This window comes from Nocardia tengchongensis (assembly GCF_054781395.1).
In genome coordinates this window covers 123,709-148,552 of the sequence record NZ_BAAGUM010000016.1, presented here as the reverse complement: position 1 = coordinate 148,552, position 24,844 = coordinate 123,709, and the positions used below count along the sequence as shown (strand labels likewise).

23 protein-coding genes are annotated in these 24,844 nt (G+C 68.6%); 16 read left to right on the top strand and 7 right to left on the bottom strand.

From position 1 onward, the window contains the following. The 6 genes from sucB to ACYVKL_RS31090 form a co-directional block, all read left to right on the top strand. Positions 1–1,303: 2-oxoglutarate dehydrogenase, E2 component, dihydrolipoamide succinyltransferase (sucB, locus tag ACYVKL_RS31115; protein WP_460773572.1), on the top strand; the 1,303-nt coding region annotated here is incomplete at its 5' end. 32 nt (positions 1,304–1,335) lie between these two features. Continuing rightward, complete coding sequence (locus ACYVKL_RS31110; protein WP_379173428.1) at positions 1,336–2,235, top strand: TIGR01777 family oxidoreductase; 900 nt, start codon at positions 1,336–1,338, stop codon at positions 2,233–2,235. 79 nt (positions 2,236–2,314) lie between these two features. Beyond that, positions 2,315–2,848, top strand: coding sequence for a GNAT family N-acetyltransferase (locus tag ACYVKL_RS31105; protein WP_379173426.1), 534 nt, complete (start codon positions 2,315–2,317; stop codon positions 2,846–2,848). Between the two features lie 38 nt (positions 2,849–2,886). After that, the gene (gene lipB, locus ACYVKL_RS31100) at positions 2,887–3,639 is read left to right on the top strand and encodes a lipoyl(octanoyl) transferase LipB (protein ID WP_379173443.1); all 753 of its coding nucleotides are present in this window, start codon (positions 2,887–2,889) and stop codon (positions 3,637–3,639) included. Positions 3,640–3,661: 22 nt separating this feature from the next. Then, positions 3,662–4,702 carry a lipoyl synthase gene (lipA, locus tag ACYVKL_RS31095; RefSeq protein ID WP_213560319.1) on the top strand — a complete coding sequence of 347 codons (1,041 nt, stop codon included), beginning with the start codon at positions 3,662–3,664 and terminating at the stop codon, positions 4,700–4,702. Between the two features lie 163 nt (positions 4,703–4,865). Next, the gene (locus ACYVKL_RS31090; protein WP_379173424.1) at positions 4,866–7,061 is read left to right on the top strand and encodes an elongation factor G-like protein EF-G2; all 2,196 of its coding nucleotides are present in this window, start codon (positions 4,866–4,868) and stop codon (positions 7,059–7,061) included. A gap of 3 nt (positions 7,062–7,064) precedes the next feature. Here the strand turns inward: ACYVKL_RS31090 and ACYVKL_RS31085 are convergent, their stop codons facing one another. Beyond that, positions 7,065–7,748: a TetR family transcriptional regulator gene (locus ACYVKL_RS31085; RefSeq protein WP_379173422.1), complete on the bottom strand. Its 684-nt coding sequence runs from the start codon at positions 7,746–7,748 to the stop codon at positions 7,065–7,067. A gap of 91 nt (positions 7,749–7,839) precedes the next feature. On the opposite strand from ACYVKL_RS31085, the gene ACYVKL_RS31080 reads away from it, so the two are divergent. Together ACYVKL_RS31080 and ACYVKL_RS31075 are read left to right on the top strand one after the other, a co-directional pair. Continuing rightward, complete coding sequence (locus tag ACYVKL_RS31080; protein ID WP_379173419.1) at positions 7,840–9,276, top strand: MFS transporter; 1,437 nt, start codon at positions 7,840–7,842, stop codon at positions 9,274–9,276. Between the two features lie 161 nt (positions 9,277–9,437). Continuing rightward, positions 9,438–10,181, top strand: coding sequence for a DUF4191 domain-containing protein (locus ACYVKL_RS31075; protein ID WP_213560315.1), 744 nt, complete (start codon positions 9,438–9,440; stop codon positions 10,179–10,181). 58 nt (positions 10,182–10,239) lie between these two features. Here ACYVKL_RS31075 and ACYVKL_RS31070 read toward each other — a convergent pair whose 3' ends face one another. Continuing rightward, positions 10,240–11,154 (bottom strand): alpha/beta hydrolase, encoded by a 915-nt coding sequence (locus tag ACYVKL_RS31070; protein WP_379173417.1) that lies wholly within the window; start codon positions 11,152–11,154, stop codon positions 10,240–10,242. A gap of 253 nt (positions 11,155–11,407) precedes the next feature. Then, entirely contained in the window at positions 11,408–11,938 is a 531-nt protein-coding gene (locus ACYVKL_RS31065; RefSeq protein WP_357203652.1) for an RDD family protein, read from the bottom strand. Positions 11,939–12,376: 438 nt separating this feature from the next. Between ACYVKL_RS31065 and glnA the strand changes: the two genes are divergently transcribed. Further along, positions 12,377–13,813, top strand: coding sequence for a type I glutamate--ammonia ligase (gene glnA, locus ACYVKL_RS31060; RefSeq protein WP_379173414.1), 1,437 nt, complete (start codon positions 12,377–12,379; stop codon positions 13,811–13,813). 61 nt (positions 13,814–13,874) lie between these two features. Here the strand turns inward: glnA and ACYVKL_RS31055 are convergent, their stop codons facing one another. Further along, positions 13,875–14,378 carry a hypothetical protein gene (locus ACYVKL_RS31055; protein ID WP_379173412.1) on the bottom strand — a complete coding sequence of 168 codons (504 nt, stop codon included), beginning with the start codon at positions 14,376–14,378 and terminating at the stop codon, positions 13,875–13,877. 233 nt (positions 14,379–14,611) lie between these two features. On the opposite strand from ACYVKL_RS31055, the gene ACYVKL_RS31050 reads away from it, so the two are divergent. Further along, entirely contained in the window at positions 14,612–15,529 is a 918-nt protein-coding gene (locus tag ACYVKL_RS31050) for a tyrosine-protein phosphatase (RefSeq protein ID WP_379173410.1), read from the top strand. Between the two features lie 64 nt (positions 15,530–15,593). On the opposite strand, the gene ACYVKL_RS31045 is transcribed toward ACYVKL_RS31050, so the two are convergent. From ACYVKL_RS31045 to ACYVKL_RS31035, 3 genes are all read right to left on the bottom strand, one after another. Further along, the gene (locus tag ACYVKL_RS31045; protein ID WP_379173408.1) at positions 15,594–16,049 is read right to left on the bottom strand and encodes a TY-Chap domain-containing protein; all 456 of its coding nucleotides are present in this window, start codon (positions 16,047–16,049) and stop codon (positions 15,594–15,596) included. A gap of 62 nt (positions 16,050–16,111) precedes the next feature. Further along, entirely contained in the window at positions 16,112–16,978 is an 867-nt protein-coding gene (locus ACYVKL_RS31040) for a sigma-70 family RNA polymerase sigma factor (protein WP_379173441.1), read from the bottom strand. Between the two features lie 123 nt (positions 16,979–17,101). Continuing rightward, on the bottom strand, positions 17,102–18,568 hold the full coding sequence (locus tag ACYVKL_RS31035) for an MFS transporter (RefSeq protein ID WP_379173406.1): 1,467 nt from the start codon (positions 18,566–18,568) through the stop codon (positions 17,102–17,104). A gap of 124 nt (positions 18,569–18,692) precedes the next feature. Between ACYVKL_RS31035 and ACYVKL_RS31030 the strand changes: the two genes are divergently transcribed. From ACYVKL_RS31030 to ACYVKL_RS31005, 6 genes are all read left to right on the top strand, one after another. Continuing rightward, positions 18,693–19,343, top strand: a complete 651-nt coding sequence (locus tag ACYVKL_RS31030; protein ID WP_379173404.1) for a TetR/AcrR family transcriptional regulator — start codon at positions 18,693–18,695, stop codon at positions 19,341–19,343. A 6-nt stretch (positions 19,344–19,349) separates the two neighbouring features. After that, complete coding sequence (gene tsaA, locus ACYVKL_RS31025) at positions 19,350–19,784, top strand: tRNA (N6-threonylcarbamoyladenosine(37)-N6)-methyltransferase TrmO (RefSeq protein ID WP_379173402.1); 435 nt, start codon at positions 19,350–19,352, stop codon at positions 19,782–19,784. Positions 19,785–19,833: 49 nt separating this feature from the next. After that, positions 19,834–21,036: a PucR family transcriptional regulator gene (locus tag ACYVKL_RS31020; RefSeq protein ID WP_379173400.1), complete on the top strand. Its 1,203-nt coding sequence runs from the start codon at positions 19,834–19,836 to the stop codon at positions 21,034–21,036. Between the two features lie 175 nt (positions 21,037–21,211). After that, complete coding sequence (gene lpdA, locus ACYVKL_RS31015) at positions 21,212–22,687, top strand: dihydrolipoyl dehydrogenase (RefSeq protein WP_379173398.1); 1,476 nt, start codon at positions 21,212–21,214, stop codon at positions 22,685–22,687. 11 nt (positions 22,688–22,698) lie between these two features. Further along, the gene (pdhA, locus tag ACYVKL_RS31010) at positions 22,699–23,841 is read left to right on the top strand and encodes a pyruvate dehydrogenase (acetyl-transferring) E1 component subunit alpha (RefSeq protein WP_379173395.1); all 1,143 of its coding nucleotides are present in this window, start codon (positions 22,699–22,701) and stop codon (positions 23,839–23,841) included. Between the two features lie 19 nt (positions 23,842–23,860). After that, positions 23,861–24,844, top strand: a complete 984-nt coding sequence (locus ACYVKL_RS31005) for an alpha-ketoacid dehydrogenase subunit beta (RefSeq protein WP_379173392.1) — start codon at positions 23,861–23,863, stop codon at positions 24,842–24,844.

Genomic DNA, 24,844 nt, shown 5'->3' with positions numbered 1-24,844 from the left:
GGGCACTGTCACCCGCTGGCTGAAGCAGGTCGGCGACCAGGTCGCCGTCGACGAGCCGCTGCTCGAGGTCTCCACCGACAAGGTCGACACCGAGATCCCGTCGCCGGTCGCCGGCACCCTGCTGGAGATCTCCGCGCAGGAGGACGACGTGATCGCCGTCGGCGGTCAGCTGGGCGTCATCGGCAGCGGTGTCGCCGCGGCCGCACCGGCGCCCGCGCCCGCCCCGGCCCCCGCGCCTGCCCCCGCTCCGGCTCCGGCCGCCGCAGCTCCCGCGCCCGCTCCGGCCCCGGCTCCCGCGCCGGCCCCCAAGCCCGCTCCGGTTCCGGCCGCGGCCACCCCGGCCGAGGAGCCCTCCGCCAACGGCGGCCCGTACGTGACCCCGCTGGTGCGAAAGCTGGCCGCGGAGAACAACGTCGACCTCGCCGCCGTGACCGGCTCCGGTGTCGGCGGCCGCATCCGCAAGCAGGATGTGCTCGCCGCCGCGGAGGCCAAGAAGGCTCCGGCCCCGGCCGCCGCGCCCGCCGCCGCTGCTGCTCCGGCCGCCCCGGCCGCTGCCGCCGCGCCGCGCGCATCGCTGTCGCACCTGCCGGGCACGGTCCAGAAGGCCACCCGCATCCGGCAGATCACCGCGACCAAGACGCTCGAGTCACTGCAGACCACCGCGCAGCTGACCCAGGTGCACGAGGTCGACATGACCAAGATCGCGTCCCTGCGCAACCGCGCCAAGGCCGCGTTCAAGCAGCGGGAGGGCGTGAACCTCACGTTCCTGCCGTTCTACGCCAAGGCCGTCATCGAGGCGCTGGCCGTGCACCCGAACATCAACGCGTCCTACAACTCCGACACCAAGGAGATCACCTACCACTCGGTGGTGAACCTGGGTATCGCGGTCGACACCGAGCAGGGTCTGCTCTCGCCGATCATCCACAACGCCAACGACCTGTCGCTGGCCGGACTGGCGCGGGCCATCGCCGATATCGCCAACCGGGCGCGCACCGGCGGCCTGAAGCCGGACGAGCTGGCCAACGGCACCTTCACCATCACCAACATCGGCTCGAACGGCGCGCTGTTCGACACCCCGATCCTGGTGCCGCCGCAGGCCGCCGAGCTGGGCACCGGCGCGATCGTCAAGCGCCCCATGGTGATCAGCGACGACGGCAACGAGTTCATCGGCATCCGCTCGATGGCCTACCTGCCGCTCACCTACGACCACCGCCTCATCGACGGCGCCGACGCGGGTCGCTTCGTGACCACGATCAAGCACCGTCTGGAAGAGGCCGCGTTCGAGGGTGACCTGGGCCTGTAAGGCCGGAACGGAGACGTCGGGGGTTGGATCGGATGAAGATCGTGGTCGCCGGTTCGTCCGGACTGATCGGGACGGCACTCGTCGCGGCACTGCGCCGCGACGGGCACGAGGTCACCCGCCTCGTCCGCCGTCCTGTGCACGCCCGTGACGAATTCACCTGGGACCCAGCCCGTTCCAACCTCGACGAGCGCGCGCTGCGCGGTGCCGACGCCGTGGTGAACCTCTGCGGCGCGAGCATCGGGCGGCGGCGCTGGAACGGCAGCTACAAACAGGAGCTGCGCGACAGCCGCATCGTCCCCACCGACGTGCTGGCCGCCGCGGTCGCCGCCGCGGGAGTGCCGACGCTGGTCAACGCCAGCGGCGCGCACTACTACGGCGGGGCGACCGGCGACCACGTCGTCACCGAGACCTCGCCCGCCGGAAGCGGATTCCTGGCCCGGCTCTGCGCCGACTGGGAAGCCGCCACCGAACAGGCCGCCGACGCCGGCGTCCGCACCGTGCTGCTGCGATCGGCGGTGGTGCTGGCCCGGCACGGCGGCATGCTCGGAATGCTGTACCCGCTCTACTATCTCGGGCTCGGCGGGCGGCTCGGCAGCGGCCGGCAATACGTCCCGTGGATCTCGCTCGACGACGAAGTGGGGGCGATCATGTTCGCGCTCACCCACGAAAACCTTTCCGGCCCGGTCAATATGGTCGGGCCCGCACCGGTCACCAACGCCGAGTTCACGCGCGCGCTGGGGCGGGTCATGCATCGGCCGACACCGTTGATGGTGCCCGCGTTCGCCCTGCGGGCCGCGGTCGGTGAATTCGCGGAAGAGGCGATTCTGCACGGCCCCAGGGCGATTCCCACCGCGCTCGAGGACGCCGGATATCAATTCCAGCACCCCACCATCGGCGCGGCTCTGGCCGCGACACTCGGCCACACGGACTAAATTCCGGCCGAAAGGCTGGGCCGGGACGACACGGCGGGCGCGGCGCACATCACAGTGGGGCCATCGATACCGTGGGGGCGTGACCAATCATCCGTCCGACCTGCTGGTGCGGGATGCGCGTGAGAGCGATCTGCCCGAGATCCTGGTGATCCACAACAACGCGATCGCCGAGACCACCGCCATCTGGGATACCGAGCTCGCCGACATCCACGAACGCGAGGCCTGGTTCGCGGCGCGGACCGGCGCGGGACATCCGGTGCTGATCGCGGAGATCCACGGCAAGGTGGCCGGCTACGCGAGTTACGGCCAGTTCCGGCCCAAGTCGGGCTACCGGTTCTCGGTCGAGAACTCGGTGTACGTGTCAGATATATTCCATCGCCGCGGCGTGGCCACCGCGCTCATGCGGGCGCTGCTGGAACGCGCCGAACACGGCGGGGTGCACGCCATGATCGCGGCCATCGAATCGAGTAACCGCACGTCGATCGGCCTGCACGAGAAATTCGGGTTCACCACCGTCGGGCAGCTGCCGGAGGTCGGGTTCAAATTCGGCCGCTGGATGGATCTGACGCTCATGCAACGGACCTTCGCCGAAGGGGTAGCGTCGCCATCGTGAGCGAGAGCACTACGGCCACCGCACCGTTACCCCGCGCGGTGTCGGCTCGCTTCGACAGCACACCCCTCGCGGTCGAAGATCTGGGCCTGATCGAATACCAGCGAGCCTGGGAATTGCAGCGGTCCATCGCCGCCGAACGCGCCGAGGGCATCGGCCCGGACCGGCTGCTACTGCTGGAACATCCCTTCGTCTACACCGCGGGCCGCCGCACCGAACCGCAGGATCTGCCCATGGACGGCAGCCCGGTGATCGAGGTGGATCGTGGCGGGAAGATCACCTGGCATGGTCCGGGGCAACTGGTCGGCTACCCGATCGTGCGGCTGGCCGAACCGGTCGACGTGGTCGCCTACGTGCGCCGCCTCGAAGAGGCGCTGATCGCCGTGTGCGCGCAGCTCGGACTGGAAACCGGTCGCGTGGAAGGCCGTTCGGGCGTGTGGGTCCCCGCGAACCAGTTCCTGCCCGAGCGCAAGGTCGCGGCGATCGGCGTGCGCGTGCAACGCGGCGTCGCCCTGCACGGCATCGCGCTCAACTGCGATTCCAGCCTGGACGGCTTCAATGCGATCGTGCCGTGCGGGATCCCCGACGCCGGGGTCACCACCCTGAGCCGCGAACTCGGCCGCGACGTCACCGTCGACGAGGTGCGGCCGCTGGTCGCCGACGCCATCACCCGCGCCCTCGACGGCGAACTGAAGGTGTCCGACCACACCATCTCGCGCTGCGCGAAAGCAGCCGCCGAATGCCCCGAACCACTCCCCGCGGTGCCCGATGACGTGCCCGTCAAGGCCGAATGACCACGAGCGTAGGGTGAATCAAGTGACTTCCGTCGATACCCCGACACCTAACGACCCGGCCGCACCCAACGGCCGCAAGCTGCTTCGCATCGAGGCCCGCAACGCCGAGACCCCGATCGAGCGCAAACCCTCGTGGATCCGCACCCGCGCGACCATGGGCCCCGAGTACACCGAACTCAAGGGCCTGGTGAAACGCGAAGGGCTGCACACGGTCTGCGAGGAAGCCGGGTGTCCCAACATCTTCGAATGCTGGGAGGACCGCGAGGCCACCTTCCTCATCGGCGGCGAACAGTGCACGCGGCGCTGCGACTTCTGCCAGATCGACACCGGCAAGCCCGCCGCCCTCGATCGTGACGAGCCGCGGCGCGTCGCCGAGAGCGTGCAGGCCATGGGGCTCCGCTACTCCACCGTCACCGGCGTCGCGCGCGACGATCTCGAGGACGGCGGCTCCTGGCTGTACGCCGAGACCGTGCGCGCCATCAAGCGGCTCAACCCGCACACCGGCGTCGAGCTGCTGATCCCCGACTTCAACGCGGTGCCCGAGCAGCTGGCCGAGGTGTTCGAGTCGCGTCCGGAGGTGCTCGCCCACAATCTGGAGACGGTGCCGCGCATCTTCAAGCGCATCCGGCCCGCCTTCCGCTACGAGCGGTCGCTGGCGGTCATCACCGCGGCCCGCGAGGCCGGACTGGTCACCAAGTCCAACCTGATCCTGGGCATGGGCGAGACCCCCGAGGAAGTCACCCAGGGCCTGCGCGACCTGCACGAGGCGGGCTGCGACATCATCACCATCACCCAGTACCTGCGTCCTTCCCCGCGGCACCACCCGGTCGACCGCTGGGTGAAGCCGGAGGAGTTCGTCGAGCACTCCAAGGCCGCCGAGGAGATGGGCTTCGCGGGCGTCATGGCCGGGCCGCTGGTCCGCTCGTCCTACCGCGCCGGCCGCCTCTACGCGCAGGCCATGCGCCACCACGGCCGCGAGATCTCCCCCGAGATGGCGCACCTGGCCGAGGAAGGCAGCGCGGCCCAGGAGGCCACCAGCGTGCTGGCCCGCTTCGGCTCCTAGCCCGCCACTCGAACCACGGCTGCGCAGGACGGTGGCGCGGGCATGAATGCCGCGCGACCGCCGCAGAAACGCCGGTAGACGAGTTATCCCGCGATTCGTGGACGGGAGCCCTCCGCTGGTGGGAAGCTCGAAGGACCGCAATGATCGACCCACGGAGCGAGCCATGGTCGAGCGAACGACGACATCACACGGTGTCAACGGCAGGGTAGTCGTGGCCGAACGGCCCGATGACATACGCAATGTGGTGCTGGTCGGCCACAGCGGGTCCGGGAAGACCACGCTGGTCGACGCGCTCGCCGTCGCCGCCGGCGCGGTACCCAGAGCCGGGCGGGTCGAGGACGGCACCAGCCTCTCCGACTATGACGACATCGAGCAGCGACAACACCGATCTGTGCAACTGTCGGTGGTGCCGATGGGGTGGGAGCGGGTCAAGGTCAACCTCCTCGACACCCCCGGCTACGCCGATTTCGTCGGGGAACTCAGGGCCGGTCTGCGAGCAGCGGACGCGGCCCTTTTCATTCTCTCGGCCGCCGCCGGCGTGGAGGGCGTGAGCGGGGCGACGCTGGCACTGTGGGAGGAATGCGCGAGCGTCGGTATGCCGCGCGCCATCGTGGTCACCCATTTGGACACCGCGCGCGCCGATTTCGAGGACCTGACCGCGACCTGCGCCCAGATCCTCGGCGGCGGGCGCTCGGAATCGATGCTGCCGCTGCATCTTCCGGTCTACGGGCCCAAGAGCGCCGACGGGCACCGGCCGGTGACCGGGCTGATCGAACTGCTCACCCAGCACGTCTACGACTACGCCACCGGGGAACGCGTGGAGATGCCCGCCTCCGCCGAACAGCGTGAGCAGATGGCGGAGGCGCGCAATCGACTCATCGAGGGCATCATCGCCGAGAGCGAGGACGAGACCCTCATGGACCGCTACATCGGCGGCGAGGAGATCGACCTCGCCACGCTGATCGCCGACCTCGAACAGGCGGTCGCGCGCGGGAGCTTCCATCCGGTGCTGATCGCCGCGCCGCCGCCCGAAGGCGCGCGGCAGGGGCTGGGCACGGTGGAGATCCTGGATCTGATCACCCGCGGATTCCCCACGCCCGCAGAGCATCCCGTGTCGGCGACCGGATCCGGCGGCAAGCCCGCCGAGCTCGCCTGCGATCCGGACGCGCCGCTGGCCGCCGAGGTGATCCGCACCGCCTCCGACCCGTACGTGGGCCGGTTGTCGCTGGTGCGAGTGTTCTCCGGCACCCTGCACGCCGACGACACGGTGCACGTGTGCGGGCACGGCGCGGGTGACAACGGCGATCACGATGCCGACGAACGCGTCGGCGGGGTGTCGGCGCCGTTCGGGAAACAGCAGCGGCCGCTCCCCCAGGCCATCGCCGGGGACATCGTGTGCGTCAGCAAGCTGTCACACGCCGAGACCGGAGACACGTTGTCCACCAAGGACTACCCGCTCCTCATCGAGCCGTGGTCGATGCCGGATCCGCTGCTGCCGGTCGCCATCAAGGCGCACGGCAAGGCCGATGAGGACAAGCTCTCGCAGGGGCTGTCGCGCTTGGTGGCCGAAGATCCCACGGTCCGGCTGGAGCAGAATCCCGACACCCATCAACTCGTCTTGTGGTGCCTGGGCGAGGCACATCGCGAGGTAGCGCTGGAACGGCTGCGGTCCCGGTTCGGGGTGCAGGTCGACGTCGTCGACCACGAGGTGGCGTTGCGGGAAACCTTCGCCACCCAGGCATCCGGGCGCGGCCGGCATGTGAAGCAGTCCGGTGGCCACGGGCAGTTCGCGGTCTGCGAGATCGAGGTGGCGCCGCTGCCGGAGGGATCCGGCATCGAGTTCGTGGACAAGGTCGTGGGCGGAGTCGTTCCGCGCCAGTTCATTCCGTCGGTGGAGAAGGGCGTGCGGGCCCAGGCGCTGCGCGGTGTCGCGTCCGGATATCCGCTGGTCGATGTGCGGGTGACGCTGTTCGACGGCAAGGCGCACTCGGTGGATTCCTCCGACGCGGCCTTCCAGACCGCGGGCGGGCTGGCCTTGCGTGAGGCCGCCGCCACCGCCCGGATCAGTGTGCTGGAACCGATTGCCGAAGTGCTGGTGGTGGTTTCGGACACCTATGTGGGCCCGGTGCTCGGCGATCTGTCGAGTCGCCGCGGCCGTGTTCTCGGTACCGAACCGGTGGGGTTGGGCCGCACCGCGATTCGGGCCGAAGTCCCCGAACTGGAGCTGAGCCGCTACGCCGTGGATCTACGGTCGCTGGCTCATGGCGATGCGAGCTTCACTCGCGCGTATGCCCGCCACGAGCCGATGCCGCAGCAGCTGGCCGACAACCTGCGGGCGAAATCCGGTGGGCGCGGCTGAGCGTCACGACTGCTCGGCGCGCTCAGGGACGGGCAGCGCGGCGAGGGCCGTCATGAAGAAGTCGAGACCGAAACCGTAGTGCTGGTCGGCTTCACAGCCGGTCAGCGCCGCGGCGGCCTGCACGATCCGGGGATAACGCTGCTGCGGCAGGGTTTCCAGGCGTAGGCGCTTGCGGCGGATCATCTCGGCGTTCTCGTCCGCGGACTGCTGGGGCGTGGGGGCGCCGGGCTCGCCGATCACCAGCGTGACCGCGGTGCGCAGGGCGTTGCCGCAGATCGCGGCGGCGGGCTCGACGTCGAAGCCGTATTCGGTGAGGATCTCGAGCGCGGTCTCGGTGGCCTCCAGGAATCCGGGGCTCGGGTCGTTGTCGCCGGGCACCTGGAACAGCGGCACCAAGGCGCGATGCTCGCGCAGCACCGCCACCAGCGATTCGGCCAGGGCGCGGAACTGGTCCAGCAGCGGGCGCGATCGGTCCCGGGTGGTGTCGACCTGCTCCCACAGTCGGTCGACGACGCCGTTGAGCAGTTCGTCCTTGTTCTTGAAATGCCAGTACAGCGCCATCGGGGTGACGCCCAGTTCCTGGGCCAGCCGCCGGATGGTCAGCGCGTCGAGGCCCTCGGCGTCAGCCAGCGCGATCGCGCCGTCGGCGACCGTTTCCCGGCTCAATCGGTTCTCCGCTTTTGCCACTTGACAAATATACAACGTACAGGCTTTCCTATACCACGTACATGTACAACGTATGTGTATGCAGTACAGGAACAACGCATAGGAGCTTGCGATGCCACTACTGCCCCGCCGCTGGTGGGCCCTGATCGGGGTTTCCCTGGCGACCTTCATGACATTTCTCGACAACAACGTGGTCAACGTCGCGCTGCCGTCCATCCAGACCGACCTCGGGCTGTCCATCTCGGGCCTGGAATGGGTCGTGAGCAGCTACATCCTGGTCTTCGCCGGCCTCATGCTCGCCGGCGGACGACTCGCCGACCTGTTCGGCCGCCGCCGGATGTTCCTCGCCGGACTGGCCGTCTTCACCCTCGCCTCACTGCTCGCCGGACTCGCCGACAGCCCAGCCATGCTCATCGCGGCCCGCGTCCTGCAAGGCGTCGGCGCGGCCGCCGCGATCCCCCCGACCCTCGCCATCATCGCCGGACTGTTCCCCGACGACGCCGAACGCGCCAAAGCCGTCGGCGTGTGGAGCGCCATCGGCGCACTCGCCCTGGCCCTCGGACCGTTCACCGGCGGCGTCCTCAGCCAGCACGTGGACTGGAGCTGGATCTTCCTGATCAACGTGCCCTTCGGCGTCATCACCTTCGCGCTCACCGCGGCGACACTGGACGAAACCCGCGAGCCGATCCGGCACCGGCTCGACCTGCCCGGGCTCGCGACCTCGGCCATCGCGCTGTTCGCGGTCACCTACGCGCTGATCGAAGGACACAACCGCGGCTGGACCTCACCGGTCATCCTGAGCTGCTTCGCCGTCGGCGCGGCCGCGCTCGCCGCCTTCGTCGCCATCGAAACGCGCCGCGCGGACCCGATGGTCGACATGTCGATGTTCCGCTCGCGCGCCTTCAGCGGCGGCATCGCCGTCCTGATGCTGTGGGGCTTCGGGGTGATGGGCATCTACTTCTTCACCGCGATGTACCTGCAGAACGTGCTCGGCTTCTCGCCCACCGCGGCGGGCGCGGCGTTCATTCCGATGGCCGTCGCCATGGTGCTGATGGCACCGCTCGCCCCGCTGGTCGCCCGCCGGATCGGTACCAACATCACCGTGGCGCTGGGCGTGGCGGGCATCGTCGGTGCGCTGCTGGATATTTCGACCATCGGCGAGCACGGGCACATCCTCGACCTGATGCCCGCGTTCATCGGCTTCGGCCTCGGTTCCGGCCTGCTCATGTCGCCATTGAACACGGCGATCATGGATCGGATGCCGCCCGCCGTCGCGGGCGCGGCCGGGGCGGTGGTCAATGCGAGCCGGGAGATCTCGGCGCTGCTGGGCGTGACCATCGTCGGCGCGATCCTCACCTCCCGCGCGGCGTCGGTGGCCCAGCAGGGCGCGGCTCCGATGCACGCCTTCCTCGAGGGGTACCGGCTCGCGATCGTCGTCGCGGGCGTCATTGTCGCCGTGGGCATTCCGCTGGCACTGTTCACCCTGCGCACCCCGCGTGCCGAGGCGCCCGTGGCGGCGGCCGCAGAACCGGTCGGGGCGGCGGTCTGACCACACGCGCGCCGCATCGGCCGGACGGACTCCGGCCGATGCGGCGGTTCCGGGTGACAAGCGCTCGCGCGGAGCGCGATTCGGGCCATCGGGCACCGACCGGTCGCCTCACCGTCCATCCCATCGCGAACCGGACCTACCCGGCCACTAAGCTGGACCGCATGGCAGCAGGCAAGGGCGGTAATCCGTCGAAGGAAGCGAAGGCCGCGGCGAAGGCGGTGCGCAAGCAGGCGTCGAAGGAACGCCGCAAGCAACTGTGGCAGGCCTTCCAGATGCAGCGCAAGGAAGACAAGCTTCTGCTGCCCCTGATGATCGGCGCCCTCGTCGGCATCACCGTGCTGTTCCTGGTGATCGGCCTGATCTTCGGCATGCAGTGGTATCTGCTGCCGATCGGCCTGCTGCTGGGCGCGCTCGCCGCGTTCATCATCTTCGGCCGCCGGGTGCAGAAGAACGTGTACGCCAAGGCCGAGGGCCAGGCCGGCGCGGCCGCCTGGGTGCTGGACAACCTCCAGGGCAAGTGGCGTGTCACCCCCGGTGTCGCCGCCACCACCCAGCTCGACGCGGTGCACCGCGTGGTCGGCCTGCCCGGCGTCATCCTGGTCGCCGAGGGCTCCCCGCAACGGGTGAAGTCGCTTCTGGCACAGGAGAAGAAGAAGGTGTCCCGCCTGGTCGGCGACACCCCGATCTACGACGTCGTGATCGGCAACGACGAAGGCCAGGTGCCGCTCAAGGAGCTGGAACGCTACCTGCGCAAGCTTCCCAGCAATATCGACGCCAAGCGCATGGACCACATCGAAGGCCGGCTGACGGCGCTGGCCACCCGCGGCGGCCCGGCGCTGCCCAAGGGTCCGCTCCCCAACGGCGCGAAGATGCGCGGCGTGCAGCGCTCGATCCGTCGCCGCTGACCTCGAGTACAAGGAAGGCCCGCATCCTCGGAGGATGCGGGCCTTCGTCATGTTCGGATCAGTGGACGTGGCGGGACAGGAAGCCCAGGACGTCGGGAGTGACCGTGCGCCAGTACTCCTCGGTGTGCGTGCCGGGGGTAACCAGGCCGACCTCGGGGCGGGCGGTGGCGATGAAGCGGCGGCAGCCGTCGATGAATCGGTCGCGGTCGCCGCACCACAGGCCGACCGGGGCCGGGCCGAGCTTGTCGAGATTGCGTAGCGGGTCGAGGGCTGCCCACTGGTCGGCGCTGGCGAATGCGTTCCGTTTGGCCATTTCGGTCCAGGAGGTCAGCAGACCCGGCGACATGGTGGCTACCGCGCTGAGCGGCTGGGACCGCTCGGCGCGGCGGCGCGCGTAGACCAGCGCGCCGAAGCCGCCCATGGAGGTTCCGGTGCAGGCGAAGGGCAGACCGTCCTTGCCGGCGAGGCGACGCTGGGTCAGCCAGCCGGGGACCTCGTCGAGCAGCATGGACATCGGGTCGTCGCCGGTGCCGTGGTCGTGCCAGTAGTTGTCGCCACCGTCGAGGGCGACGAAGCCGAAGGCCGGGCTCACGTGGGTGGCGACCGCGGCGGCCAGCAGGTCGGCGATATTGCCGACGGCGGCGGTGCGGGCGGTGCCGTGCAGGCCGTGCAGCAGCAGCGAGACGGGGAGGTTCTCGGCCGTAGCGCCCGGCGGCAGGATCGTGACCAGGTCGATCTCGCGGCCGCGGGCCTTGGAGTAGACGCGCTCGGTGCTGATGACCGGGGACAGGCCCATCGCGGTCTGGCCGATGTTCTCGGCGTGCTGGGTGCGCTGTACGTCGTCGGCCTCGGTCGCGGCGTTGACGCCGGCGGCGACTGCGGCGCCCGCGGCAGCCAAACCGACCAGTCCGGTCGTCGCGAACAGGGACCGGCGACTCAAAGTCCGCGCGGCCGCCCGGTAGTCCTCGACCATCGACCCTCCATCGGCACAGCAACAGCTACTTACCTGACGACGGCCTAGGCGGCTGCGTCACGGCAAATCGCCGCCACCATACCGATCGAAAGGAAACAGCGGTAAACATTTGGCAACGCCTTGACGCACACTGCACCAACAGCATCGCAGGTAACGCGGCTGATCCGCGACGACGCGACGCGCCGTGATGTGTTCGAGTCTCGTTGAGTCGAATTCTGTGACCGGAGTCGGTGAATCGCTGTGACCGCGCGGGTCAGCGGCTGTAGACGAGAGCCGTGCCGGTGGCGCGGTCGTGCATGCCGCGGCCGTCGCTGTCGGTGAACAGCGCGGGGATGACGAACAGCAGGATGAGCTGTCGGACCAGCGCCCGGACGAAACCGACCGGCGCCTCCGCATCCACGCGGGCCACCTTGAGCTTCAGGAAGTACTGCCCCGGCGTGAAACCGAACAGCGTGACCGCGGCGATCCCCAGCACGAACCACACCAGCAGCGTCGGGGTGGACAGCGCCTGCGTCATCACCTCGAAATGCGAGGGCGGCTGCTGTCCCTGCGGGATGGTCATCTTCGCGATGATGCGCGCGGGATCGGGCCGCACGATGATGGCGGCCAAGCCCATGGAGATGAACCAGTCCACGAGCACCGCCACCACGCGGCGAGTGAAAGGGGCGAGCGCGCCGGGGCCGGAGGCCGGGAGGCCGAGTTCCTTGCCCTGATAGTCACCGAGCGGGTTGTCTCCGGATTCGGCGTTCGGTCCGGACAGCCATGAGCCGGTGATGCGTGCCATGGGCCCAGCTTATGCGCCGCCCGCGGGCCGCTTTCCGACACCTGCCGATCGGCGGGCGGGACGCGAACCGTATATGTTGCCGGCGCCCTCGTGACCGGTCCGGCAACAGTTCGGCGACCTAGATTGCCCGGTGGATGCCCGGCGGTGAGGATTGTCACGATGGCCCGGTCAGCGGCGGTAAGGACCCTAACTTTTCAGAGTCTTAACAGCCGGTTCGGGCAGGTCGGTGGCAGGATGTCGGTGCTGGTCGAGCATTGCTCGGCGACCGCTGTGGCGTCTTCGCGAAGCCGGGGGCACCGCCGAACCCCCGGCCAGCAGTGCGTGTAACACTGGCGAAACACAGCCTTGATTGCAGGGAAACACCGCATCCATACCGTGTGGTCGCGACGAACCCATGCAGTCACCACTGGCTGGGAACCGATCCGTAAGGAGTACTAAGTGGCGTTCAGCACGGCCGACGAGGTCATCAAGTACATCAAGGAGGAGGAGCTCGAATACGTCGATATTCGCTTCACCGACCTCCCCGGTGTGCAGCAGCACTTCTCGATCCCGGCGAAGGCGTTCACCGCTGATCTCGCCGAAGAGGGCCTGGCGTTCGACGGTTCGTCCGTCCGCGGGTTCCAGTCGATCGATGAGTCGGACATGCTGCTGCTGCCCGACTTCAGCACCGCGCGGATCGATCCCTTCCGTGCCGCGAAGACGCTGAACATGAACTTCTTCGTGCACGACCCGTTCACCCGTGAGGCGTACTCGCGCGACCCGCGCAACGTCGCCCGCAAGGCCGAGCAGTACCTGCTGGCGACCGGTATCGCCGACACCTGCTACTTCGGTGCCGAGGCCGAGTTCTACATCTTCGACTCGATCCGTTACGACTCGGCGATGAACGGCTCGTTCTACGAGATCGACTCGGTGTCGGGTTCCTGGAACACCGGCGCGGAGTACAACGCCGACGGCACCCCGAACCGTGGTTACAAGGTTCGCAACAAGGGTGGTTACTTCCCGGTTGCGCCGTACGACCACTACGTCGACCTGCGCGACAAGATCTCGACCAACCTGCAGAACGCGGGCTTCGAGCTGGAGCGCGGCCACCACGAGGTCGGCACCGCCGGTCAGGCCGAGATCAACTACCGCTTCAACACGCTGCTGGGCGCCGCTGACGACCTGCAGCTGTTCAAGTACATCGTGAAGAACACCGCGTGGCAGGAGGGTAAGACCGTTACCTTCATGCCGAAGCCGCTGTTCGGCGACAACGGCTCGGGTATGCACGCCCACCAGTCGCTGTGGAAGGACGGCAAGCCGCTGTTCCACGACGAGGCCGGTTACGCGGGCCTGTCGGATCTGGCGCGTCACTACATCGGCGGCATCCTGCACCACGCCCCGTCGCTGCTGGCGTTCACCAACCCGACCGTGAACTCGTACCACCGTCTGGTGCCGGGCTACGAGGCCCCCATCAACCTGGTGTACTCGCAGCGCAACCGTTCGGCCGCGATCCGTATCCCGATCACCGGTTCGAACCCGAAGGCCAAGCGCATCGAGTTCCGCGCGCCCGACTCCTCGGGTAACCCGTACCTGGCTTTCGCCGCCATGATGATGGCCGGTCTGGACGGCATCAAGAAGAAGATCGAGCCGATGGCTCCGGTCGACAAGGACCTCTACGAGCTGCCGCCCGAGGAGGCCAAGAACATCCCGCAGGCCCCCACCTCGCTGGCGTCGGTCATCGACCGCCTCGAGGCCGACCACGACTACCTCACCGAGGGCGGCGTGTTCACCACCGACCTGATCGAGACCTGGATCGACATCAAGCGCACCCAGGAAATCGCCCCGGTCAACCTGCGCCCGCACCCGTACGAGTTCGAGCTGTACTACGACGTCTAAGTCGAAGTAGCGCAAGCGCTCTCGGAAGCCCCATCCGCCTCGGCGGGTGGGGCTTTGCGTGTTACCGGTGGTGGCAGTAGACCCGGACGAGCACGGTGTCGTCGGGCAGTGTCTCGAGGTAGTTTTCGAGATCGCCAGGTGGTATGGGGCAGGCGGGCTGGTCCGCGGGGGAGGTGTTCTTGTCCCAATCCTTGTGTCGGCAAACGCCGCTCGACTCGATCCACCAACCATCCAGGGTGAGCACATCGGGCTCTGCGAAATTGTGCGTCGCGACATCCAGCAAGGCCTTCGGGCCGCCCGCGCATTCGCCTCGCTTCGGGGGCAGCACGATGCCGAATTGGTTGGGACCGTCGTGAATCAGCCGAGGATCATCCTCATGACCCGGTCGGACATAGAACCCGGCTCCGTCTCCACCGCTCCGAAGCCGCCAGGTGTTCCACATGTCTCGCTCCGGAAACCCCTGGTGCATCCCGAACGGAGCGAGGGCTCGCGTGATCGCGGCCTCCACGTCATCGATCGCGTCTGGCGGCAAGCAGACCGTCACCGAGATGTGCGCCAAAACCACTCCCCTCCTCCAGTACCGAGCGCCCCAGGCTACCTCTCGGAATCGACGCTCCGGGTGGTCGGTGGGGCTTCGGTGTTCGCGGGGGTAGGATGGTTGCGCGAGAGTTACTGGGGTGCAAGGGCGTTCATGCGCGTCCAGCAGGGGTCCCGATGGGTGGGGATGATGACCCGGCGGGTGGGAGAACTGGTGGGTAAGGGCGCGAGGCGAGCGTAAGCGCCCCTAGCGTCGCGGCCGTGAACATCAAATGTTTTGTACGACTTCGTATTTCAATGCTCGTTGTGACTGCTGCGGCGGGAGCACTGCTCGGGGGTGGGACGGCCGTGGTGCCATCCCAGGCGGTGGCAGCGCCGCCGATCATGCGGGCCGAGGCCACTCGGATCACGTTGCAGGGGGCTGTCAATGTGCGGGATATCGGGGGGTATGCGACTTATACGGGGGATCCGACCAAGGCGGGGAAGGTGATTCGGGCGGATGCGTTGGGGAAGTTGACCGATGCGGATGTGCAGAAGCTCGGGACGTTGGGGATCAAGACGGTGATCGATTTCCGGACGCAGGCCGAGGTGGGGGCGCAGGGGGCGGATCGGGTGCCGGCGGGGGCGACGGCGGTGGCGCGGCCGATCAGTGATGCGGGGATGTATTTGAAGATGGTGCAGGCGATCGGGTCGAAGGACCCGGCGGTGCAGCAGGCGGCGCTCGGGGACGGCAAGGCCGAGCAGATGATGCGGGATACGTACCTGAGTTTTCTGAGCGCGGATTCGATGGCGAAATTCGGGCAGACGATCAAGGACATCGCGGCGTCGAATGGGGCGACGCTGTATCACTGCACGGCCGGTAAGGACCGGACCGGGTGGATGACCTATGTGATGCTGCGGGCGGCCGGAGTGCCGGAAAGCATTGCGCGCCAAGATTATCTGCTGTCGAATCAGTATCGTTCGGCCGCGGACGCGGCGCAGCGGGCGCAGTTGAAGCAGGCGGGGATCATGCAGAATCCGGATCTGCTGATTCCGCTGCAGGTGGTCAGCGACGAATATCTGAACACCGCTGTCGACCAGATGAACCAGCAGTTCGGTGATTTCGGCAATTTCCTCACCAAGGGGTTGGGGCTCGACGCGGCCACCATTCTCAAGTTGCACCGCACCCTGGTGGGCTGACCCCTTTCAGGTCCCGGCCCCGTCGTACCGCGTGCGACGGGGCCGTTGCCGTTCCGGGCGCGGGTCAGCCTGCGGGCCGGGCGCTCAAGGGTGAGAGGTCGAGGGCGTGGGTGTCGGTCCAGCCGGTGGCGCGCAGGTCGGCGGGGGCTCCGACGCCGAGGGCCTCGTGCAGGCCGCGGGCGGCGGAGCGGGCGAGGTCGTCGAAGCCGGTGCGGCTGATGGGCCAGCGCAAGGTGCGACGCCAGTTCTCGATCTCGCGTTGCAGCGCGGGGGCGGTCCAGCCGAGATCACGCAGCAGTTGGGCGGCGGTGTCCGAAATCGGTTCGGGGAGATAGTAATTGCCGGTGAGTTCGGCGGAGAGATTGATATCGAACTGCTGGAATTGCACATAGCGATTGCCGGTGGCGGCCAGGATGACGGTGGCGCGGGAGGGTAATTCCGCGAGAAATGCGGCAAGCCTGCGCGCGAACGTGTCCCAGTCGGTGGTGACGACTCTTTCACGTTGGCCCTGGGTGCCCATCGGGGCCGATCATACGCCGTCCAATGGAAACCCAGGGCGAATTACCGTGCCGCCCAGTCCGATCAGCCGCGCAGTTCCAGATCCAGCTCGCCGATCAGGCCGGGATCGGCCAGCAATTCGATCGCGGTGATGCGGCCGTCGACGACGGTGAAATCGAAGACCACGCGCGGAACCCCGCCGGTGGTCCACACCAGGCCGGCGAGGCCGTCGACCAGAGCCGGACGGGCGGCCTTGGCGCGGCCCGCGAAGGTGGTCGCGACCGCCTGCGCGCCACGGACTTCCGGTTCCGCGCCCATGGTGATGCCGATGGCGTCGGCGCGCACCACCACGTCGGGGTCGAGGAGCTCCAGCAGCGCCGCGAAGTCGCCGCCGCGCGAGGCCGACAGGAAGGCGTCGACCACTTCCTGCTGCCGATCCCGATCGGTGGCGATCTCGTCGACGCCCCGCACGCGGCGGCGACCGCGACTGGCGAGTTGCCGTGCGGCGGCGGGGGTTTTGCCGAGGATCGGCGCGATGTCCTCGAACGGCACCGCGAACATGTCGTGCAGCACGAAGGCGAGGCGTTCGCTGGGGGTCAGCGTGTCGAGCACCACCAGCAGCGCCGCCCCGATCGAATCCCCCAGCAGCGCTTCCTGTTCCGGCCCGAAGGCGGCTTCGGGGGCGTCGTAGTCCTCGAGTGCGTCCTCGCGCCGGGTGCCGCGCGACTGGAGCATGTTCAGGCAGACCCGGGACACGACGGTGGTGAGCCAGCCGGCGAGATTCTCGATGCCCTCGGTCTCGGAGCGGCTCAACCGCAGCCAGGATTCCTGTACGGCGTCCTCGGCTTCGGCCGCGGATCCGAGCATGCGCTGGGCGAGGGCTTGCAGTCGTCCGCGCTGCAGTTCGAATTCGCGTGCCACCAGATCCAGTTCGTCGCGCTGACCGCCCATGCCCGAAGTCTCCTCGATCACCACCGGTCGGTCCATCCGTACCGGGCGGGCGTGTCCGGGATTCGGGGCCCACACCTCCATGACCGAGCCCGCCGCTCGAATGTGACAGCGGCCGGGAAGCCGCTAGCGCCGACCGGCCAAGTCGGGGGCCTCCTCCGTCGGACTCGGCGCGGCGACAACCGCCTTGGCCGAGGTGAGGAACGCAACGGTGACGGCACAGACGGCCAGCAGGATCACCGTCAGGTACAGCGAGTCTGTCAGTGCAGCGGCGTAGGGCGCTTTGACATCGTCGGGCAGGCGGCCGGTTTCACCGGTCGAGGCGGGCAGCCCATGCGCCGACATGCGTGCCGTGAGAAGCGCACCGATACCCGCGCTACCCAGCACAGAGCCGACCTGCCGGGTGGTGTTGTAGATCCCCGACGCCGCCCCCATCTGCGGCAAAGGCAGGCTGCGCAGCGCGGTCGCGGGCAGCGGCGCCCAGATGCAGGAGCTGCCGATGCCGCACAGCACCGACATCACGCACATCAGCGCGATGGACCCCTCCGGGGTGGCGAGGCCGACGAACCACAGCACCGCCAGCGTGAACAGAGTGAAGCCGAAGGTCAGCAGATAACGCGGCGGCACCGTGTCCGAAAGCTTGCCGACGACCGGCGACAGGATCGCGGAAACCACTGCCATCAGCGCGAATACCAGCGCCGCCCGGGTCGGCGACAGCTCGCGCACCGCTTGCAGATAGAAGTACGACGGCACCATCTGCGCGGTCATCGCCGCACCCAGCGCGCCGGTCGCCACGTTGCCGAGCGAGAAGTTGCGGTTGCGAAACAGGCCGAGCGGCACCAGCGGTTCGACCGTGGTGCGCCCCTGATACACGAGGAACGCCGCGAGAACGACGAGCCCGCCGGCGATCAGCTCCCACACCCAGCCCGCCCAGTGGTACTGGTTGCCCTCCTGGAGTCCGAACACCAACGCCGACATGCCGATCGCGACCATGATCACCCCGGGGATGTCGAAGCGGTGGTCGTTGGTCGGCAGCGCCGGCACCAGCCACACACCCAGCGCGAACGCGAGCAAGCCGATGGGCACGTTGACGTAGAAGATCCACTGCCAGCCGCCGTGGTCGATGAGCGCACCACCGAAGATCGGGCCGATCAGGGTCGCGATGCCCGCGACGCCGCCCCACACGCCCATGGCCGCGCCGCGCTTGTCCCACGGGAAGATTCGGCCGATCACGGCCATGGTCTGTGGCGCCATCAATGCCGCGCCGAGGCCTTGGATCGCGCGGGCGGCGATCAGTGTGCCGATGCCGCCCGCGAGCCCGCACCACAGTGAGGCCAGCGTGAAGACCGAAAGTCCGCCCAGGTACAGGTATTTCGGTCCGAAGCGGTCGCCGAGGCGACCGGTGACGAGCAGGGGCACCGCGAAGGTGAGCAGGTAGGCGCTGGTCACCCAGATGACCTTGGACATGTCGGTGTGCAGGCTGTTCATGATCGCCGGGTTCGCGACGGCGACGATGGTCATGTCCAGCAGGATCATGAAGTAGCCGACGCACAGCGCGCCCAGCGCCGCCCATGGGCTGCGTTCGGTGGTCATATCCGGGTCCCCCTATTTTTATGTCGATCGACACAGAAATAGGTAGCAGCGCCCGCGAAGTCGCGTCAAGAGATATCTTGAACGAGCGACACAGAATTGGCGGATCCAGGAAGGCAGGTGGCCGATGCCCGAGCGCGGGCGCCCCCGGGGCTTCGATCGCGACGCCGTGCTCCGGCGGGCGATGTACGCGTTCTGGAGCGACGGTTACGAGGCGACGTCGATGACGAACCTCACCGCCGCGATGGGCATCGCCTCACCCAGCATCTACGCCTGTTTCGGCTCGAAGGAGCAACTCTTCCGCGAGGCGGTGGAACTCTACGACTCGTTCGCCGGCCATCCGGCGCGCCGCGGGCTCGACGACGCGCCCTCCGCGCGCGAGGCGGTGCACGGATTGCTGTCCGCGAGTGCGGATTTCTACACCGATACCGCGACGCCGCCGGGCTGCATGGTGGTGCTGGCCACCGCGCAGACCGCGATCGGCCAGGACGTCCAGACCTACCTGTCGGGCCTGCGCCACGGCATGCGGGAGGCGATCGCGGCCCGGCTGCGCCGCGGGATCGACGAGGGTGAACTGCCCGGCACGGCAGCCGTCGACGCCATGGCCGCGTTCTACACCACGGTGCAACAGGGCATGTCGATCCAGGCCCGCGACGGCGCCACCCGCACCGCATTGGAAGCCGTCGCCACCGCCGCCATGTCGGCGTGGGAACCGTTGGCGGGCCTCCCCTCCCCTGGGCTACCGTCAATGGTCGCGACGCCCCGGTCGAAGGAGTAGACGGTCTTGTCTTCGGAATCCGCCAGCAGCCCTGACCATTTCGAGGTGCGAGCGGTGGGCCGGGTACGGTCCCCGCTCACCGCGCGGGCGGGCGCGCCGCGTCAGGCCGACGAGGACGCGCCGCCCGCCGAGATCGTGCTGGCCGCCGAATACGCCGCGGCGGCCGCCGATCTCCAGCCCGGGATGCGGGTCATCCTGCTCACCTGGCTGCACGCCGGGAGCCGCGATGTGCTCGCGGTGCACCCGCGCGGGGACCGCAGCCGCACCCCGACCGGTGTCTTCGCCACCCGCTCCCCCGACCGCCCGAATCCGATCGGCCTGCACGAGGTCACCCTCACCGCGGTGTCGCCGCGGGTGCTGGGCGTGGCCGGGCTGGAGGCCATCGACGGCACCCCGATCCTGGACATCAAACCCGTCCTGGGCGGCGTCGAAACCCGCTGACCGGCCCGGATCGGCGAGGCGGCCGCGGGCCGGGAGTAGGTTGAGGGCCATGGCGGCACCCAGGCATCCGATCCCGGCGGTCGGCACGCAGCGGCTGGCCGCGGCGTGTCAGGCCGAGGTGACCGCATTGACCAAGCAGTTGATGGCGGCGATCTTCACCGACAACCCGGGCTGGACGGATTACACGGCGGTGCCGCGCGCGGACCTGCGGGACGGCTGCCGGCGGTATCTGACGAGGATTCTGGACCTGCTGGGCGGGCTGCCACCGAACCCGGACGGCGACGATGTGGCCGCGGCGATCGGCAGACGGCGCGCCGAGCAGGGCGTGCCGCTGGAGGCCATGCTGCGGACGTTCCGGCTCGGCGGCCAGATCGTGTGGGAAGCATTGCTGGACAAGGCCGATGACATCGGGTCGGCCGAGACCCGGCAGGTCGGGTCGGCCATGTGGGCGGTGGTGGACGGCATGTCATCGGCCCTGGTCACCTCGTACCGGAACACCGAGCTGGATCGGGTTCGTAGCGACGAGCGGCGCAGACATTCGCTGATCGAGGACCTCCTCGCGGGGCGCGCCCACGACGCCACCTTCGCGGCGCGGGCCGGGCGGGAACTGAATCTGCCCGCGCACGGCGCGTACCTCGTGGTGGTGGCGCGCGGCGAGGGCGGTCCGCGGCTGCACATGGGTGCCGAGGCGGCACTGGGGGTTTCGGGAGTGCGGTCGGTGTGGCACGAGCGTGTGGATTCGACGGTCGGACTGGTGTCGCTGGAGCATCGGGACAGTTCGGTTGTGCTGCAACAGCTTCGGCCGTTGATTCGGGGCCGGGCGGGGGTCTCCCCCGCGGTCTCTGGACTCGCGGGCATCGATACCGCGCACGGGCTGGCGGTACTGGCGCTGGATACCGTGCCCGGGGACGCGGCCGGGCTGCTGGTTTCGCTGGACGAGCGCTACCCGGAGGCGCTGCTGCTGCGCTCCCCCGATCTGACCGATCTCTTGGTCGCCCGGACCCTCGGCCCGGTCCTGGAATTGCCGCCGAAAGAACGCGACATTCTGCTGCGGACTTTGGCTGTCTGGCTCGCCGAGAACTGCTCCGCGGCCAATGCCGCACCCCGATTGCACTGCCATCGGAACACGGTCATCAACCGGTTGCAGCGCATCACTATGCTGCTCGGCCGCCCTTTGGAAGGCCAGCGCGCCTACCTGGAACTTTCTCTCGCGCTGGCCGCTCTCGAACTGCCGGGTAACACCCGCGGCTGAGCCGCCGAAAGCACGCTACTCACGGGTACAAATTGTGCTCTGCGCCCAGTTGCGCACAAACATATATGGGCTTCGAGTGCATTGATTGTGCAAATGAGGACCGACAGACTCGTTCGCAATGACTCGCATCACAACCGATAGCGGGTCGAGCAATCGAGAACGAGGAGCACCACGAGTGCCGGAATTCGATCTTCTGGTGATCGGTGGCGGTCCCGGCGGTTATGTCGCCGCCATCCGCGCCGCTCAGCGAGGCCTCACCGTCGGCCTGGTCGAGAAGGAACGCCCGGGCGGCGTCTGCCTGAACTGGGGCTGCATCCCGACCAAGGCGATGCTGCGTTCGGCCGAGGTCTTCCACACCGTCGCGCACGCCGCGGAGTTCGGCATCTACGCCGACAACCTGCGCTTCGACTACGCCGCGGTGCGGCAGCGCAAGGACGGCATCGTCAAGGAACTGACCGATGGCGTCGCGGGCCTGTTGAAGGCCAATGGCGTGACAGTCATCGAGGGCCATGCCCGTTTCGTTGAAAAGGTCAACAGCACGAGCCCGACGACCGTCGAGGTCGTCGAGGCCGGTCCGTCGCCGATCTTCGAGGGCGGCCCGCGCTATGCCGCCGCCCCGACCGCGAATGCCGTTCGCACGGTGAGCGCGAAGGACGTCATCGTCGCGACCGGTTCGGTCCCGGCCGTGCTGCCGATCCCGGGCGCGGATCTGCCCGGCGTGATCACCTCCGACGGCGCGTTCGGTCTGACCGAGGTCCCGAAGCGCTTGGTCGTCATCGGCGGCAGCGCCGTCGGCGCGGAGTGGGCCAACCTGTTCCACGAGTTCGGCGCCGATGTCACCGTGGTGGAGATGCAGGATCGCCTGGTTCCGTTGGAGGACAAGGAGATCGGCACCGCGCTGGTCCGCTCGTTCACCAAGCGCGGCATCAAGGTGCTGACCGGCGCGACCGTCACCGCCATCGCCGAGGGCGGCAATGGCCTGTCGGTCACGGTCGGCGGCGCGAAGCCGCAGGAGCTGCCCGCGGACGTGGTGCTGGTCGGCGTCGGCCGCCGCCCCAATACCGCCGGGCTGGGCCTGGATGTCGCCGGAATCGCCACCGACGCACGGGGTTTCATCCCGGTCGACGAGCACCTGCGCACCGGCGTCGAGCACGTCTACGCCATCGGTGACGTCACCGGCAAGGCGCTGCTCGCGCACGTCGCCTCGCATCAGGGCCTGGTCGCCGCCGACACCGTCGCCGGTCACGCCGCCCACATCGACTACAACGTGATCCCGGCCGCGACCTTCACGCACCCGGAGATCGCCAGCGTGGGTCTCACCGAGGACGCCGCCAAGGCCGCGGGCCACGACATCGTCGCCGCCAAGTTCCCGTTCGCGGCGCTGGGCCGGGCCAAGTCGTTCGGCGATCAGGAAGGCTTCCTGAAGATCGTCGCCGGCAAGAAGCACGGCGAGGTGCTGGGCGTGCACATCATCGGCCCGTCGGCCAGTGACCTGATCACCGAAGGGGCCCTGGCGATCTCGCTGGAGGCGACCCTCGACGAGCTGGCCGAGACCATTCACGCCCACCCCACCCTCGGCGAGATCGGCATGGAGGCCGCCCTGGTCGGGCTGGGCCTGCCGATTCACGTCGCGCCGCTCCGGAAGCGTTGAGGAGTTCCGTCATGACCACGACCACCGCCGCGCCGCGCAAGCCGGCCCGCAAGGCGACCCGCCCCGCCGATGTAGCCACGCCCGACCAGACCACGGTCGAGCTCGATTCCGCCGAAACCCTGCTCGGCGGAGCCGATTTCGGTGGCACCGATGCCGCGACCCTGCGCGAGCTGTACACCGAGATGCTGTTCATCCGCCGCTTCGAGGAGCGCACCGCGCAGGCCTACCAGCAGGCCAAGATCGGCGGCTACTGCCACCTCAACCTGGGTGAGGAAGCCACCGTCGTCGGTGTCGGAAAGGCCATGCGCCCCACCGACTACCTGTTCACCAACTACCGCGAGCACGGGTACGCGCTGGCCAAGGGCATCGAGCCCGGCCGTGTGATGGCCGAGCTGTACGGCCGCTCCACCGGCACCTCCAAGGGCTGGGGCGGGTCGATGCACATGTACGACACCGAGACCCGGCTGCTCGGCGGCTACGCCATCGTCGGCGGCCAGGTGCCGCTGGCCATCGGTGCGGCGCTGGCCATCGACTACCGCGGCGGCGATGACGTCGTGGTGTGCCAGATGGGTGAGGGCACCACCAATATCGGCGCGTTCCACGAGTCGCTGAACATCGCGGCGCTGTGGAATCTGCCGGTCGTGTTCCTGGTGATCAACAACCAGACCGGTATGGGCACCACCGTCGAGAAGTCTTCCGCGGAACCGGATCTGTGGAAGCGCGCCGCCTCCTACCGCATGCGCGGTGAGCGCGTGGACGGCACCGATGTGCTGGCCGTGCGCGAGGTCGCCTCCGACCTGATCGAGACCGCCCGCCGCGAGGGCAAGCCCGCGCTGCTCGAGGCCGTCTCCTACCGGCTCAAGGGCCACTCGGTGGTCGACCCGGCCAAGTACCGCGCCGAGGACGTCGTCTCCACCGCCGTCGCGCACGACCCGATCGTGTTGTGGCACAACCGGCTGCTGGAAGCCGGTGTGCTGAGCGAGGATTCGTTCACCGCGATCGAGGCCGACGTCAAGGAGCGGGTGCGCGCCGCGGTCGATTTCGCCGACCAGTCCCCGCATCCGGACCCGGCCACCCTGTTCGATTACAACTACGCGACCCCGGTCGCGGGCGATTCCCGGCGCCTGCCCGGCGATCCGCTCTTCACCGCATAAGGACATCACCGTGGCTGTCATGACCTACCGTGAAGCGCTGCGCGAGACCCTCCGCGAGGAGATGCGGCGCGACGACGACGTCTTCCTCATCGGTGAGGAGATCGGCGTCTTCGAGGGCTCCTACAAGATCACCGCCGGCCTGCTGGCCGAGTTCGGCGAGAAGCGGGTGCGCGACACCCCGATCGCCGAAGAGGGTTTCGTCGGCGCGGCGATCGGCGCCGCCATGCTGGGCCTGCGCCCGGTCGTCGAGATCATGACGATCAACTTCTCGCTGCTGGCGCTGGACCAGATCGTCAACCACGCCGCCAAGATCTACGGCATGTTCGGCGGTCAGACGCCGGTGCCGATGGTCATCCGCACCCCCGGCGGCGGCGGCCAGCAGCTCGGCGCGACGCACTCGCAGAACATCGAGCTGTACTACGCGTTCGTGCCCGGCCTGAAGGTGGTCGCGCCCAGCACGCCCGCCGACGCGGCCGCCTTGATGAAGGCCGCGATCGCCGACAACGACCCGGTGCTCTTCCTGGAGAACCTGTCGCTCTACAACACCAAGGGCGAAGTGCCGGACGACCTGCCGCCCGCCGAGATCGGCAAGGCCGCGATCACCCGCGCGGGCACCGACATCACCCTGATCGGCTACTCGCGCATGGCCACCGTGTGTACCCAGGTCGCCGAAAAGCTTGCCGCCGAGGGCATCTCGGCGGAGGTCATCGACCTGCGCAGCCTGCGCCCGCTGGACCGCGACACCATCATCGCCTCGGTCAAGAAGACCGGTTGCGCCGTCATCGGCGAGGACGACTGGCTGACCTACGGCATCGGCGCGGAGATCGCGGCGTCGATCTCCGACGGCGCGTTCGACTACCTCGACGCCCCCGTCCGCCGCGTGGCCATGGCCGAAGTGCCGCTGCCGTACGCCAAGCCGCTGGAGAAGCTGGCGCTGCCCTCGCCGGAGTCCCTCTACCAGGCTGCCGTCGAAACCCTTGCCGCCGTGGGCAAGCGCCGCTGA